The sequence below is a fragment of the Haloglomus litoreum genome, from assembly GCF_029338515.1.
Classification (GTDB): Archaea; Halobacteriota; Halobacteria; order Halobacteriales; family Haloarculaceae; genus Haloglomus; species Haloglomus litoreum.
On the sequence record NZ_CP119988.1, the window covers coordinates 1,151,677 to 1,165,795 of the forward strand.

General features: G+C 67.6%; 15 protein-coding genes. 3 read left to right on the forward strand and 12 right to left on the reverse strand.

Translation table 11 applies throughout. The annotated features are described in order from the left end of the window. Window positions 1-11 precede the first annotated feature (11 nt). Window positions 12-596 carry a GNAT family N-acetyltransferase gene (locus P2T62_RS05755; protein WP_276260529.1) on the reverse strand — a complete coding sequence of 195 codons (585 nt, stop codon included), beginning with the start codon at window positions 594-596 and terminating at the stop codon, window positions 12-14. 186 nt (window positions 597-782) lie between these two features. Here P2T62_RS05755 and P2T62_RS05760 point away from each other — a divergent pair, with 186 nt between their 5' ends. Then, window positions 783-1,196, forward strand: a complete 414-nt coding sequence (locus P2T62_RS05760) for a DUF3054 domain-containing protein (protein WP_276260530.1) — start codon at window positions 783-785, stop codon at window positions 1,194-1,196. A gap of 340 nt (window positions 1,197-1,536) precedes the next feature. Here P2T62_RS05760 and P2T62_RS05765 read toward each other — a convergent pair whose 3' ends face one another. From P2T62_RS05765 to P2T62_RS05775, 3 genes are all read right to left on the reverse strand, one after another. Then, window positions 1,537-2,355 carry an SDR family NAD(P)-dependent oxidoreductase gene (locus tag P2T62_RS05765; protein ID WP_276260531.1) on the reverse strand — a complete coding sequence of 273 codons (819 nt, stop codon included), beginning with the start codon at window positions 2,353-2,355 and terminating at the stop codon, window positions 1,537-1,539. 59 nt (window positions 2,356-2,414) lie between these two features. Further along, window positions 2,415-3,599, reverse strand: coding sequence for an acyl-CoA dehydrogenase family protein (locus P2T62_RS05770; protein ID WP_276260532.1), 1,185 nt, complete (start codon window positions 3,597-3,599; stop codon window positions 2,415-2,417). Between the two features lie 102 nt (window positions 3,600-3,701). Continuing rightward, window positions 3,702-5,363, reverse strand: coding sequence for an acetate--CoA ligase (locus P2T62_RS05775; RefSeq protein ID WP_276260533.1), 1,662 nt, complete (start codon window positions 5,361-5,363; stop codon window positions 3,702-3,704). A gap of 137 nt (window positions 5,364-5,500) precedes the next feature. Here P2T62_RS05775 and P2T62_RS05780 point away from each other — a divergent pair, with 137 nt between their 5' ends. Both P2T62_RS05780 and P2T62_RS05785 read left to right on the forward strand, forming a co-directional pair. Beyond that, window positions 5,501-6,568, forward strand: a complete 1,068-nt coding sequence (locus tag P2T62_RS05780) for a phosphotransferase family protein (RefSeq protein WP_276260534.1) — start codon at window positions 5,501-5,503, stop codon at window positions 6,566-6,568. Window positions 6,569-6,643: 75 nt separating this feature from the next. Then, the gene (locus tag P2T62_RS05785) at window positions 6,644-7,078 is read left to right on the forward strand and encodes a VOC family protein (RefSeq protein WP_276260535.1); all 435 of its coding nucleotides are present in this window, start codon (window positions 6,644-6,646) and stop codon (window positions 7,076-7,078) included. A 12-nt stretch (window positions 7,079-7,090) separates the two neighbouring features. Here the strand turns inward: P2T62_RS05785 and P2T62_RS05790 are convergent, their stop codons facing one another. From P2T62_RS05790 to P2T62_RS05825, 8 genes are all read right to left on the reverse strand, one after another. Beyond that, window positions 7,091-7,945, reverse strand: a complete 855-nt coding sequence (locus P2T62_RS05790) for an SDR family NAD(P)-dependent oxidoreductase (protein ID WP_276260536.1) — start codon at window positions 7,943-7,945, stop codon at window positions 7,091-7,093. 1 nt (window position 7,946) lies between these two features. Beyond that, a complete protein-coding gene (locus P2T62_RS05795) occupies window positions 7,947-8,648 on the reverse strand; it encodes an ABC transporter ATP-binding protein (protein ID WP_276260537.1) in 702 nt (233 codons plus the stop codon). Continuing rightward, window positions 8,641-9,363, reverse strand: coding sequence for an ABC transporter ATP-binding protein (locus P2T62_RS05800; protein WP_276260538.1), 723 nt, complete (start codon window positions 9,361-9,363; stop codon window positions 8,641-8,643). The genes P2T62_RS05795 and P2T62_RS05800 overlap by 8 nt, the downstream gene beginning before the upstream one ends. Continuing rightward, complete coding sequence (locus P2T62_RS05805) at window positions 9,356-10,357, reverse strand: branched-chain amino acid ABC transporter permease (RefSeq protein ID WP_276260539.1); 1,002 nt, start codon at window positions 10,355-10,357, stop codon at window positions 9,356-9,358. Before P2T62_RS05805 ends, P2T62_RS05800 begins: the two co-directional genes overlap by 8 nt. After that, complete coding sequence (locus P2T62_RS05810) at window positions 10,354-11,265, reverse strand: branched-chain amino acid ABC transporter permease (protein WP_276260540.1); 912 nt, start codon at window positions 11,263-11,265, stop codon at window positions 10,354-10,356. Before P2T62_RS05810 ends, P2T62_RS05805 begins: the two co-directional genes overlap by 4 nt. A gap of 3 nt (window positions 11,266-11,268) precedes the next feature. After that, window positions 11,269-12,513 carry an amino acid ABC transporter substrate-binding protein gene (locus tag P2T62_RS05815; RefSeq protein ID WP_276260541.1) on the reverse strand — a complete coding sequence of 415 codons (1,245 nt, stop codon included), beginning with the start codon at window positions 12,511-12,513 and terminating at the stop codon, window positions 11,269-11,271. 107 nt (window positions 12,514-12,620) lie between these two features. Next, on the reverse strand, window positions 12,621-13,232 hold the full coding sequence (locus P2T62_RS05820; RefSeq protein WP_276260542.1) for an AMP-binding protein: 612 nt from the start codon (window positions 13,230-13,232) through the stop codon (window positions 12,621-12,623). A 78-nt stretch (window positions 13,233-13,310) separates the two neighbouring features. Further along, entirely contained in the window at window positions 13,311-14,051 is a 741-nt protein-coding gene (locus tag P2T62_RS05825; protein WP_276260543.1) for an SDR family NAD(P)-dependent oxidoreductase, read from the reverse strand. Between the last annotated feature and the right edge of the window lie 68 nt (window positions 14,052-14,119).

Consider the following 14,119-nt stretch of genomic DNA (forward strand, 5'->3'; position numbering starts at 1 on the left):
GCTCGGCGCGCTCAGGCGTCCGGTGCCCCGACGAACGCGGGAGGGTCGGCGTTCCGGCGGTCGTCGAGGAACGCCCGCTCGGCGTCGTCGAGGTTCTCGCGCTCGCGGAAGCGGTCCAGGCCCGCGCGGTAGCGCTCGCCGTCGGCGGTCGCGGGACGGCCGGCAGGCCGCGCCAGCACCAGTTCCGCGAGGCCGCTCTCCTCGCCGGCCCACGTGAAGCCGGCCTTGTACAGCGCCTCGTAGGAGAACGCGTTGTTGACGCCGATGGCGACGTGTTCGAAGCCCCGGTCGGCCGCGCGGGCGGCGACGAACGCTGCGAGGCGGGCCCCGAGCCCACCCCCACGGGTGTCCTGCCGGACGGTCAGGTAGCGGAGCTTCAGCGTGTCGGCGTCGGTGCGGTCGGCGTCGAACGCGGCCGCGGCGAGGGCCGCGTCGGGATCCGAGGGGTCGCCGCGCTCGGGCGCGTACGCGACGGCCTTGCCCGTGCTGGACATCACGAACTTCCCGGCGTAGGCGAACGCCCGGTAGTCGAGCCGCAGCGTCGGGCCGTCGTCGGGCCATCCGAGCACCGCGTACGCGACCGCCGACTCGTCCATACGGGGCGTCGGTGCTGCCGTGTGAAAACGACGGCGGGGGATCGCCAGCGATCTCTATCGGTACCGGACCAGTATCCTGATAATCTCCGGAATTCTGCCGGTGTCGACTTGTTTCACGAGTTGTCTCGCTGGCGGGTTCCCGCTGGGAGCGAGGCGCACAAGTCACCGCGTCCCGAAGCCCGGCACATGAGCACTGCCGCCGCTCTCTCGTCCCGGTTCGACCGCTCGGCCACGACCGTCGGCCTCGCGCTGGTCGACCTGGTCCTCATCATGGCCTTCTTCGTCCTCGGTGAGCTCCAGCACGGGGGCGTCGCCGCCATCCCGAGTGCGCCGGTCGCCGCCGCACCGTTCCTGTTTGGCTGGGTCGTCTCCACGGTCCTGCTCGGCCTGTACGGGCCGCCGTGGCGCGAGTCGCTGCGCGACGCCGCCATCCGGACCGCTGGTGCGTGGACGGGTGCGGTCGCCATCGGACAGCTGCTCCGCGACTCCGCGTTCCTCCCGGGCAACGCCGCGCCCGCGTTCATCCTCGTCTCGCTGGTCGTCGGGATGGCACTGCTGGTGCCGTGGCGGCTCGCCGCGCTCCGGTTCGAGCTTGTTTGAACGGACACCCGCCACCCCCTACTGGAGGTTCGCCGTGGCTTCCGGAACTCCCCGGGTCAAGAAATCGACATAACAACTAAATTTGTATATATGGGGTTGAATGATATGTATTCTGACATTTCTGGCATTATGAAGAATCCAAAACCTTGGATTCTAGAATTACATTTAGTATTTATGATTTATATGCGACATATAGTTATTGTTCGGATTCTTGGTGAATGGTAATACAAATTAGATTGTATAGTTGTACTGTCGATTCCTTCCCGGAAGACGCGGTTCCCTCGGATTCGGGATGGATGTCCCCGGGCGGCAGATCGCGGAGATCCGGCTGGACGGCCGTCTACTCGAACTCCTCGGAGACCGCCGGCGGTCCCTCGATCACGATCGTCTCGCCGGTGAGGTAGCTCGACGCCGGCGTGGCGAGGAACACTACCGCATCGGCGATCTCGTCGGCACCGCCGACGACCCGGTCGACCGTCGAACGGTCGTGGGCGGTCTCGGACCCGACGCCCATGACACCCGCCGAGCCGGGGGTCAGGACGAGCCCGGGCGCGATGCAGTTGACCCGGACGTCCCGGTCGGCCCACTCGTTAGCGAGCGAGCGCGTCAGGTTCTCGACGCCGGCCTTGGCGGCGCCGTAGTGGCTCATCGTCTTCGAGCCGTACTGGCCAGCGACCGACGAGAAGTTCACGATACGCCCGCCGCCCGACAAGTGTGGGAGCGCCGCGGTCGAGCAGAGGTGGGTCCCCTTCAGGTTGATCTCCGCGACGGTGTCCCAGCCGTTCGGCGAGATCTCCTCGGCACTGCTGACGAACGACGCCCCCGCGTTGTTCACCAGCACGTCCAGCCCCCCCAGCTCCTCGACCGTCTCCGCGACCGCCTGGTCGACGGCCTCTGGGTCGGACACGTCCGTCTCGACCGGGAGCGCCGCCGCGTCGAAGGTCGCCTCCAGCTCCTCGGCGACCGACTCCAGGTCGTCCAGCGACCGGCTCGCCAGGGCGACGTCCATCCCGACCGCGGCCAGTTCGAACGCCGTCACGCGGCCGATACCGCGGCTCGCCCCTGTGACGAGCGCCACGTCCCCCTCCGCACGGAACCGGTCGCCCACGTCCGCGACGTCACTGGCCGATAGCCACTCGTACGCGTCGTCTGCTGCCATACGCGGTCCACCGGAGCCAGGGGAAAATAGCTACCGGCCCGAGAGCCACCGATCCGGCGTCAGTACGAACGCGGGAGGCCGAGCACGTTCTCGGCGATGTGGTTGCGCATCATCTGGCTGGAGCCCGGCGCGATGGTCGCCAGCCGCGACTGCTTCCAGAGATCGACCACGAAGTAGTCCTCGCTGAGCCCGTTCCCACCGTGGACCTGGACGGCGAAGTCACAGGCGTCGTAGCCGGCCTCGGAACCGCGTAGCTTCGCCATGTTGGCCGCCGCGCCGGCGTCACGGTCCTCGGCGTCGACCTGCCAGGCGGCCTTCTTCAGGAGCTGCTCGGCGGCCTCCAGGTGCGACCACTTGTCGGCGATCGGGTGCTGGATCGCCTGGTGACTGCCGATGGGCGCGTCGAAGACGTGCCGTTCGCTGGCGTAGTCGACTGCCCGCTTGAGCGCACACTTGCCCGTCCCGATGGAGCCGGCTGCACCGACGATCCGCTCCGGATTGACCGTCTCGAACAGGTGGTAGAGCCCGTTGCCCTCCTCACCGATCACCGCGTCGGCGTCGAGGCGGTAGTCGTCGAAGCTGATCTCGTACTGCTTCTCCGGGGCCGGGATACCGGTGTCGAGTTCGCGGTACTCCACCCCGGACTCGTGCGGGTCGGCGAGGAACAGCGTGATTCCCTGCGTCCGCCGTTCGACTTCCGCTCGGGGCGTCGTCCGTGCGACCAGGAGCATCTTGTCCGCGCGCCCGACGCCGCTGATCCACTGCTTCGAGCCGTTGACCACGTACCCGTCGCCGTCCCGCTCGGCCGTGGTGTCCAGGTTGGGCGTGTTGTGGCCCGCGCCGGGCTCGGTCAGTGCCATGCAGAACCGCATCTCCCCGTTCACGAGCTGTGGGAGGTACTCCGACTTCTGATGCTCCGTGCCGTTCCGCGTGAGCGTGATCGCGCCGAACACCGGCGTCACGACGAACAGCATCTCCGCACCCATGCAGCCGTGCTCCGTGAGCGTCCGGACGATGGCCGTCAGCTCCTGGAGCCCCATCCCCTCGCCGCCGTACTCCTGCGGGACCGTCGCCCCCAGAAAGCCCGCGTCGGCGCAGTCCTCCCAGAACGCCGTCGGGTCCTCCTGTTCGCCGTTGACGGTCTGCCAGTAGTCGTCGTCGTAGTTCGAGGCGACCTCCGCGGCCGTCTCCTCGATCATCCGTAATGCGTCACCTTCACCGAAGGCTGCGCCGCTCTGAGCCATACGCTAGCGTGTGTCTCCATCGTACTAACTGTTGTTCATCACGAGTCGGGTGCTAGCGGCCCGAGTCCGCTGGCGACCCCCACGGTCAGTCCGGTGACACGGTCAGTTACGGTCGTCCTCGTGCCCGTCCCTGAGTTCGGTCCGCCTGATCTTTCCCGTGACGGTCTTCGGGAGGTCGTCGACGAATTCGATCTCGCGGGGATACTCGTGGGCGGAGAGGCGGTCGCGGACGAACCCCTTGATCGCCTCTCGCGTCTCCCCGGTGGCGGCGGCGTCGTCGGCGGGGACGACGAAGGCCTTGACCCGCTCGCCGCGCTCGTCGTCGGGGACGCCGACGACCGCCGCCTCCATGACGGCATCGTGCTCGACCAGTTTCGACTCCACGTCGAACGGGCCGATCCGGTAGCCCGCCGACAGGATCACGTCGTCGGCCCGCCCCTCGAACCAGTAGTAGCCGTCCTCGTCCTCTCGGGCCAGGTCGTCAGTCAGCACCCAATCGTCGATCCGGGACTCCGCCGTCTTCTCCGGCCGCTCCCAGTACTCGAGGAACGTGCTCGGGAACGTCCTGATGGCGATCTCGCCGGTCTCGCCGCGCTCGACCGGCTCGAGCGTCCCCGGTTCGACGAGCTTCGTCTCGATACCGGGGTAGGGCTTGCCCATGCTCCCCGGTTTGACCACCCAGGAATCGAACGGGTAGTTCGCCACCACGGTCCCGTACATCTCCGAGCAGCCGTAGGTGTCGAGGATGGGCGTCCCGAACCGCTCGCGGGCCCACTCCACGACCGGCGCGTTGAGGGGTTCGCCGACCGACAGGAGTGTCCGCAGGTCCAGGTCGCGCCCTTCGAGCAGGTCGGCCTGCTTCCACAGCATCCGGTAGGCCGTCGGGACACTGAACAGGACGGTGATCGGATGCTCGTCGAGGATGTCGACCCAGGCCGCGGCGTCGAACTCCCCCTCGTAGACCACGAACGGCACCCCCCAGAACAGCGCGCCGAAGGGGTTGAGCCCGGTCAGCCAGCCGGGGTCGGCGGTACACCAGTAGAGATCCCCTGCCCGGAGGCCCGCAGGGAGTTTGGCGAAGCTCGCGTTCCCGACGGTGAAGTCGTGGCTGTGGACCACGCCCTTCGCCGGCCCGGTCGTGCCGGAGGTGTAGTAGAGGAAGGCGGGGTCGTCCGGCGCCGTCCGGACGGTCTCGAACGTGGGGGCGGCGTCGGCGACGCCCTCGTCGTAATCCACGTCGCCGTCCCGGAGCCGCCCGCCGCCACGGTCGATCACGACGACATTCTCCACGGTGTCGACGTCCGAGACCGCGTTGGCGACCGTGTCCCGGTTCGCTGCGGTCGTGACGACGGTCCCGGCCCGGCTGTCGGCCACCCGGTGCTCGATACCGTCCGGGCCGTACCGCTCGTTGATCGCCCCGAATATCGCCCCGGTCTTCAACGTCCCCAGGATGGTGAAGTAGTGCTCCGGGATCCGCGGCAGGTACGTGATGACGCGGTCCCCACGCTCGACGCCGAGCCCGGTCAGCAGGTTCGCCACCTCGTTCGACCGTCGGCGCAGGTCGGCGTACGTGAGTCGCCGCTCCTCGCCGTCGGCCCCCAGCCAGAGGATCGCCAGTGTGTCGCCGTCGTCGGCGTGCCGGTCGGTCGACTCGTGCGCGAAGTTCAGTGCCGTCTCGGCGTCCCAGTCGCACTCGGCACGGAGTGCGTCCCAGTCGAACGACGCCGTGACCGAGTCGTAGTCGGTCGCCTCGTTCAGGAACATCGATCCGCAGGTTCGACGGCGGGCACGTTATATCTACTGCCGGATGGAGCGCCGGCTCGCGGCCGTCCCACGGCGCCGGCAGCCTCCCGAGTCCATCGGCACGAAAGCATATTGTGCCGGGCCGCGTCCACACTGGCATGAGTCCCGGCGACGACCGTCTCGACGAGCTGGTCGATCCGGACGCCCTCTCGGCCTGCCTGCGGGCCGAACTGGGCGAATCCGACACGTTCGAGCTCACGTACCACGACGAGGGCCACTCCAACGAACTGTTGTTCGTCCGCTGGGGGGACGAGGAGTACGCGCTCCGCCGACCGCCGACCGGGACGACGCCCGAGTCCGCACACGACGTCCTCCGGGAGTACGAGGTGCTCTCCGCGCTCGGCGACGCCGCCGTGCCCGTTCCCGAGATGGTGTTCGCCTGCGAGGACCACGACGTCATCGGCAGCGACTTCTTCGTCATGGAGCGGCTGGACGGCACGGTCATCCACAACGACACGGGTGAGCCCGGGCGGTTCGGGGAGCCGGCCCACCGGCGGCGCGTCGGGACGGAGCTGGCGGAGACGCTCGCGGCCATCCACGCCGTCGACTACGAGCGTGTCGGCCTGGGCGACTACGGACGCCCCGAACAGTACCTCTCGAAGCAGGTCTCGCTCTGGAGGGCCCAGCTCGAGGGGACGCTGGAGCGGACGGATCGGACCCTCGACCCCCTCCGGACGGCCGGCGACTGGCTCGCCGACGCCGTCCCCGAACAGTCCGGCCCCACGCTCGTCCACGGCGACTACAAGCTGGACAACGTGATGTTCGCCCCCGGGACACCCCCGGAGATCGTCGGCGTGTTCGACTGGGAGATGAGCACGCTGGGCGACCCGCTCGCCGACGTCGGCTACATGCTGTTCAACTGGGGACCGGCCAGCGACGACCTCGCGGTCCCGGAGCTGTTCCCCCCCTTCACCGACCGTGAGGGCTACCCCTCCCGACAGGAACTCGTCGAGCTGTACGAGGCAGCGAGCGGCCGCGAGTACCGCCACGACCGGTTCTACCGCGCGCTGGCGGGGTTCAAACTCGCGACGGCGCTGGAGGCGTTCTACGCACGGTACCTCGAGGGGACGACCAGCGACCCGATGTACCCCGCCCTCGAGGAGGGGGTCCCGGAACTCGCAACCCGCGTCGAACGCATCATCGACGGAGCGGAGCCGCTCGACTGAGCCCCGCGCGGCCACCGGGAGCACCGACCCGTACCGGCCGCCAAGTTATTTGATGGTCCGGACACACGAGTCGATATGGACGTTCACGGCGTGGACCGCGTCATCATCGCGACCCCGAACATCGACGAGACGGCCGGTCAGTTCTCCGACCTGCTGGGTCTGGAGTTCGGCGACCTGATGGAACCGACGACGGAGACGGCATCCGGCGAGCAGCCGGTCGCGAACCTCCTCAGCCCGAGCGGCGTCGAACTCGTGACACCGCGCTCGGAGGACGGCCAGGTCGCGCGGTTCCTCGAGCACAACGGGCCCGGCCTCTACGCCGTCTCCATCCGTGTGGGCGACCTGGCCGCGGCCGTTTCGGAACTCGAGGCGAAGGGTGTCGAGCCGGTCGGTCGGTACGAGTCGGCGGCGTTCGCGGAGGTGTTCTACCACCCCGAGCAGTTCGGCGGTGCGTTCGTCATCCTCGCCGAGTACGACGCCCCCCACCCGGCCGAGACCGCCTCGACGTAGCTCGCTCCTCTTTCAGTTGTCGTCGACGTACTGGCCGACGGTCTCGTCGAATCGCTCCTCGATGGTCTCGGGCGACCATTCGTCGTCGTCGACCACCGTGTACTCGTACTGCGGTGCCGGCGTGACGAGATCGATCCGGTCGCCGCCCGCCCGGACGGTCTGTCCGGTCAGGTCACAGTCGGTGCTCGCGAGGAACACCACCATCGCCGCGGCGCCATCCGGGCCGGGGAGGTCTTCCGGCCACTCCTCGGTGAGCCGGGTGTCCGCGACCGGCCAGACGGCATTGACCCGGACGTCGTAGCGGGCCAGCTCCTCGGCGGCGGTCCGCGTGAGCCCCAGGACGCCGGCCTTCGCGGCCGCGTAGTTCCCCAGTCCGAACCCGCCGGCCGCGATGTCCGAGGAGGCGTTGACGACCGCCCGCTCGCGCTCCACGCCGTCCTTCGACTGCTCGCGCCAGTAGGCGGCCGCGTGATGGAGGACCGAGAACGAGCCCTTCAGGTGGACCCGCAGGACCTCGTCGAACTCCGACTCGGTCATGCTCACCAGCGCGTTCTCCCGGAGGATGCCGGCGTTGTTGTAGACGACGTCGAGCTCGCCGAACGCGTCCAGCGCCGTCTCGACCACGCCGCTGGCACCGTCCCAGCTGCCGACGTCTCCGTAGTCGGCGACCGCGGTTCCGCCGTCGGCCTCGATGGCCTCGACGACGGCATCGGCCGGCCGCTGGTTCTGGCCGCCACCCGAGGAATCGCCGCCGATGTCGTTGACGACCACGTTCGCGCCGCGGGCGGCGAACTGGCGACAGGCCGCGCGGCCGATGCCCCGCCCGCCGCCGGTCACCGCCACCGTCCGTCCGTCGAACGACACCATCTCAGCCCCCCATGTACGCTTTCATGATCTCGTCGCTGTTCATGATCTCGGCCGCCTCCCCCTCGTCGCTGATGCGGCCGTTCTCGAGGACGTAGGCCCGGTCGGCGATGTCGAGGGCCTTGTTGACGTTCTGCTCGACCAGCAGCACCGTCGTTCCCTGGTCGTTGATCGCCGCGATCTCCTCCAGCAGCTCCGTCGCAAGCATCGGGGCCAGCCCGATCGACGGCTCGTCGATGAGGATGAGGTCGGGGTCACCCATCAGCGCGTTGGAGATGTTGAGCATCTGCCGCTCACCCCCGCTCAGCGTGCTGGCGTACTGGCTCCGGCGCTCCTCCAGCCGTGGGAACAGGTCGAAGATGCGGTCGAGCCGTTCGGTCTTCGTCTCCGCGTCCGCACCGTACGCGCCCAGTCGGAGGTTGTCGATGACGGACATGTCCGGGTAGACGCCCTCGTCCTCGGGCGCGATTGTCAGCCCGAGGCCGGCCCGCTCGTCGACCGGCGTGTCGACGATCGACTGGCCCTTGAACTGGATGTCTCCCGAGAGCGGACTGAGCCAGCCCATGATGTTCCGGAGCGTCGTGGTCTTGCCCGCACCGTTGTTGCCGATGAGCGTCACCAGCTCGCCCTCCTCGACCGATAGCGACACGTCCCAGAGTACCTGGACGTCGTCGTAGCTCGAGGAGATGCCGTCGACTTCAAGCATGTTCTAGGAACTCCTCCCCGAGGTACGCCTTGATCACGTCGTCGTTCGAGGAGATCTCCTCGGGCGTCCCCTCTGCGATCTTCTGCCCGTTCTGGAGAACGAGGATGCGGTCCGATATGTCCATGATTGCGTCCATGATGTGTTCGATGACGAATACGTTCCGGCGCTCGTTGATCTCCCGGATCAGGTCCAGGAAGTCGTTCATCTCCGACGGGTTCAGCCCCGCCATGATCTCGTCGAGCAGGAGGAGCTCGGGGTCGGTGGCGAGCGCACGCGCCAGGTCGAGCCGCTTCTGCTGGACGACCGTCAGGTCGCCGGCGGGCAGGTCGGCCTTCCCGCCCAGCTCGACGAACTCGAGGAGACGCCGGGCCTCCTCCCGGTCGAGTCTGCCGGCTCCGGCCTGCTGTGCGAACGTGACGTTCTGGAACACCGTCTGACTGGTGAACGGGCGCGGGGTCTGGAACGTCCGGGCGATGCCCGCCTGGCACGCCTCGTGCTGGGCGAACCCGGTGATGTCCTCCCCGCCGAACGTGATCGACCCTTCCGTGGGTTCGAGCGCGCCGGCGATCATGTTGAACGTCGTCGTCTTCCCGGCGCCGTTCGGGCCGATGAGGCTGTAGATCTTCCCGCTCTCCAGCGTCATGTCCACGTTGTCGACGGCGGTGAGGCCGCCGAACCGCTTCGTCAGCCCCTCACAGCGCAACAGCTCAGTCATCTCGACCCTCCGTGGCAGTGTCGTCCGGGCTCCTGAGGCGCCGCACGATGCCATCGAGCCGGTTGGACTTGCCGAAGACCGACACGAGCCCGTTCGGGACGGTCAGTACGAGCAGCATGAACAGGAGCCCGAAGACGATGCCGTGGAAGAACGGGTACGCCGCCTGCGTCTCCGCACGGACCGGCGTCATCAGCGCGGCGCCCAGGATGGGCCCGATGACCGTCCCCATCCCGCCGATGACGCTCATGATCATCATGTCGCCCGAGGTCGTGACCGCGAACATCGTCGACGGGTTGATGTACAGCCAGTAGATGGCCGCGATACCACCCGCAATGGCGGGGAAGATGGCGCTCAGTACGAACGCGCCGATCTTGTACCACGTCGTGTTGAGGCCCACCGAGCTGGCGGCCTCCTCGTCGTCGTGGATCGCCGACAGCGTGAGGCCGAAGTACGACCGGACGACCAGATAGCTGGTCAGCACCGTCGCGACGGCCAGCGCCAGCATGAGCTCGTAGGTGACGAGTTCGTAGTCCCCGATGGGGAGGACCTTCCCCTGTGTGCCACCGGTGATGTCGAGGGTGACCGCGACCTGCAGCATCAGCTCGGCGAACGCGAGCATGATGATCGAGAAGTAGACGTCGCTCAGCCGGATCGTCGCGGCAGCGACGGGCAGGGAGACGACCGTGGCGAACAGTCCACCGCCGAGCAGGGCCACGTAGAGGTTCAGCCCGGCGTCCGTGAAGAGGATCGCGGAGCTGTACCCACCGATACCGAAGAAGGCCACGTGCCCGAAGGAGATGTAGCCGGTGTACCCGCTGAGGAGGTTCCAGCTGCTGGCCAGCGTCACGAACATCACCGTCGTGAACACCAGCCCCGTCAGGTAGCTGTTCTCGGTGACGAACGGGAGCGCGGCCAGGGCGAGGACGAGGATGCCGCCGATGGCGAACCCGTATCGGTCCCACTCGTGGGGATCGAACGACGAGAGGAGGCTCATACGCGGGCACCTCCGAACAGGCCGGTCGGCTTCACGAACAGCGTCACGACGAGGATCAACAACAGCACCAGGTTCCTGATCCCGGGGTCGAACACGTAGCCGCTGACCGATCCGATCATCCCGAGGATGAGCGCGCCGAACAACGCCCCCGTGAAGCTCCCCATCCCGCCGAAGACGATGACGAGGAAGCCGAAGATCAGGTAGGCAAAGCCCGTGTCGACGGAGACTGTGTACACCATCCCGATCATCGCGCCGGCGATTGCAGCCAGGATGGCCGAGAGGCCGAACGCGGCGTAGTAGATCCGGTCCCGGTTGATGCCGGCGGCCTGTGCCAGCCGCGGATTCTGGACGGTACCCCGCATCGCCCGCCCGAACTCCGTCCGGGTCATCAGGTAGTACAGCGCGACCATGGCGACCGTCGCGAGCACGAGCGCGTAGATCCGGGCGTACGTGATGTTGACGCCGAGGACGCTGATGGTCTGGTCGAGGGGAGCCGACTGCAGGCTCCGCGGGTCGACGCCGAAGACGGCCCGGGCCACGTTGTTGAGGAACAGGAACAGCCCGAAGGTGGCGAGCAGCGAGATGAGTTCCGGGTCGTCCGACTCCAGCACCCTGTCGATGACGAGATACTGGATCGCGACTCCGGCGAGGAAGAACACCGGGAGCAACAGCAGGATCCCGATGGCCGGGTGGATACCCAGCGTCTCGTTGAGCAGCAGCGTCCCGAACGCTCCGAAGACGACGAACTCGCCGTGGGCCAGGTTGATCACGCGCATCACGCCGAAGATGAGGTTCAGCCCCAGCGCGACGAGTGCCCAGAGCGCTCCGAGCACGAGCCCACCGGTCACGACCCGCACGATGGTACTGACATCGACGCCGACTAGCTGCAGTGCACTGGGATCTATCATCGTTCAGGGGGCGCTGTCTCGGTTGCCCCACTCCGGAGTCGGGAGCCACGGATCGCCCGTCGCGAAGTCGTCGGGATAGAGCAGCGTCATCTCCTGGTCCTGCCACTGTCTGACCGCCTCGTTCTCGTACTGGTGGAGGTTCCAGCCCGTCTCGTGGAACTGGGTCCGTCCCAGCGTCGTCTCGATGTCGGTGTTGGCGAGCGCCTGGTTCACGTCGTCGGCGTTGGTCGAGCCGGCCTCCTCGATGGCGTTCTCGTACACCATCCCAGCGGCCGTCGCGTACGACATCGGCATCTCCGCGACCGTGTCCTTGCGTTCGTCCCACATCTCCACGTAGGTGTCGACGCGCTCGTACTCGTAGCGTCGGTCCCACCACGCGCCGTTGAACATGTAGTCCACCTGCTCACCAAGGGTGTCGACGATGACGGTCTGGGAGCTGTAGTTCTGGTAGTGGATACCGACGTTCAGATCGGCCTGCTGGGCCTGTTCGCCGAAGCGGGCCTCGTCGGCGGGGAACCCGCACAGACAGAGGACGTCGGGGTCGGCGTTGTCGATCGCGCTGATGATGTTCGAGAAGTCCTGCAGGTCGAGCGGGTACTCCTCCTGGTAGACCACGTCGAAGCCGGACCCCTCGAAGCTCTCGACGAACGCGTCGCCGAGCGTGCTCGTGTACGCGGCGTCGGCCTTCGCGACCGCGACAGTGGTGGGCTCGGACATGTCGTAGGAGCCCCAGTCGACCGAGGTGAGGAACTCCGGGAACGACTTGCCGTACTGGTCGGTCTTGCTGAGCGTCGAGTAGTAGTACTCGAGCCCCCGGCTGAAGATCTCGGGGTCCGACGACGCGCCGCTGACCATCGGGATCTGCTGTTGCTGTGAGACGACCGACGCCGAGAAGTTGTTCGGACTCCCGTACGGGCCGAACAGGAAGTCGACCTCGTCCTCGGAGGCGAGTCGGTTCGCCAGCTCGCGCGCCCTGTCGGGACTGCTCTCGTCGTCGTAGTGGACGAGTTCCACCTCGTTGTCGAGGATGCCGCCGTTCTCGTTGACGTGGTCTCGCCAGATCTGGAACCCGGTGTGGTACTGCTCGCCGAGCACCGCGGTCGGTCCCGACAGTGACGCCGAGTACCCGAACTCCAGCGTTCCACCGCCGCCGCCACCGCCGAGGCCGGCACAGCCGGCGGTCGACGCGAGGGCGACGGCCCCGAGCGAACCTTTGAGATAGCCCCGCCTGCTCACCCTGCTAGACATGTGATTGTCTGGCATGGTCATCCAGTAAAATCGGAGACACTTATACTCTTTGGAGGTGATAAACGACCCTGCACGACGGCGCCCACGGCCCTCCTCCGGACTCTGTGCTACTCGTAGTACGTCTGCCAGTCCTCGGCCAGTTCGAACTTCTGGACCTTCCCGGTCGTCGTCTTGGGGAGGTCGTCGACGATCTCGATGTCGACCGCCCCGTCGTCGTGGCCCTCGGTGAACGTCCGGAACGAAGGGACCGGCACGTCGGTCCCCTCCCACTCGAAGGCCGCGACCGTCTCGATATCGTTGTCCGCGACCAGCGGCGCGGTCTTCGCGTGGAGGGCGTCGTCGACCAGAAGGCCGTCCGCCTCGGAGTGGTCGAACTCGTAGGCGATGTCCGCGGGGGTGATCTCGGGGTTGATGAACACGGGGACGACGCCGGCCTTGAGCGCGCCGAAGTACGCCTCCAGGAACTGGAGGGAGTTGCCCGCGACGAACGCGAGTCGCGACCCCTTCTCGTAGCCGGCCTCGCGGAGCGCGTGGGCTGCGCGGTTCGTCCGGCGGTCGAACTCGGCGAACGTGACCGTCTCGTCGCGCTCGGGCACGACGAACGCCGGCTTCTCCGGGTAGCGGTTCCCCGCCCGGTGCGCGATGTCTCCCGCGGCGATACGCCCGATCTCGTTCGCCCGCTCCACCTCGGTGGCGGCATAGGTGCTATCCATTGCCATACTCCGCGTTCCGAGCAACGGATGATAAGCGGTTGGGTGGGGTCGGTGCCCGGTCGCCTCGTCCCGGGCGTCGGTGGTTCAGAGGAAGCCGCCGTCGACCTTCAGCGCGCGCCCGGTGACGAACGAGGCGTCGTCGCTGGCGAGGAACGCCACGCAGGCCGCCACCTCCGCAGGCTCGCCGAGTCGGTCGACCGCGCTCCGCCGCTCCATCCCGGTCTTCTCCTCCTCGGAGTACCACTCCCGCAGCATCGGCGTGTCGATGCCCCCCGGACAGACGGCGTTGATGCGGATGTCGTGGCGGCCGAGCTCCTGGGCGAGGCTCTTCGTCAGATGCAGGACGGCGGCCTTCGTCAGCGCGTAGGTCGTGAACGGCGCTGGGAGCCACCCGGCCATCGAGGCCGTGTTGACGATGGCGCCGCCGCCACTGGCCTTCATCAGCGGCAGGACGGCCCGGCAGCCGTTCCAGACGCCGTTGAGGTTGACATCGACGATCTGGTCGCGGTGCTCGATGTCCGTCTCCTCGAAGCGGCGGTTCTCGCCGACGCCGGCGTTGTTGAACAGGACATCGATGCCGCCGTGGGTGTCGGCCACCGCGTCCAGGACGGACTCGACCGCGTCGTACGAACGAACGTCGAGTTCGTGGAAGGCCGCCGAGCCGCCGTCGGCCTCGATGGCCTCGACCACCGCCCGGCCGCCGTCCGTGTCGACGTCCGTGACCACGACCTCGGCACCCTCGGCCGCGAAGCGTTTCGCTGTCGCTGCCCCGATCCCCGAAGCGCCGCCGGTCAGCACGACGGTCTTCTCGTCGAGTCCTCGCATGGGGTCTCTGGTCGCCTCGCCGGTAAATAGCTACTGGCGGGACGGTCGCCGGTCGAGACAGCCCTCCG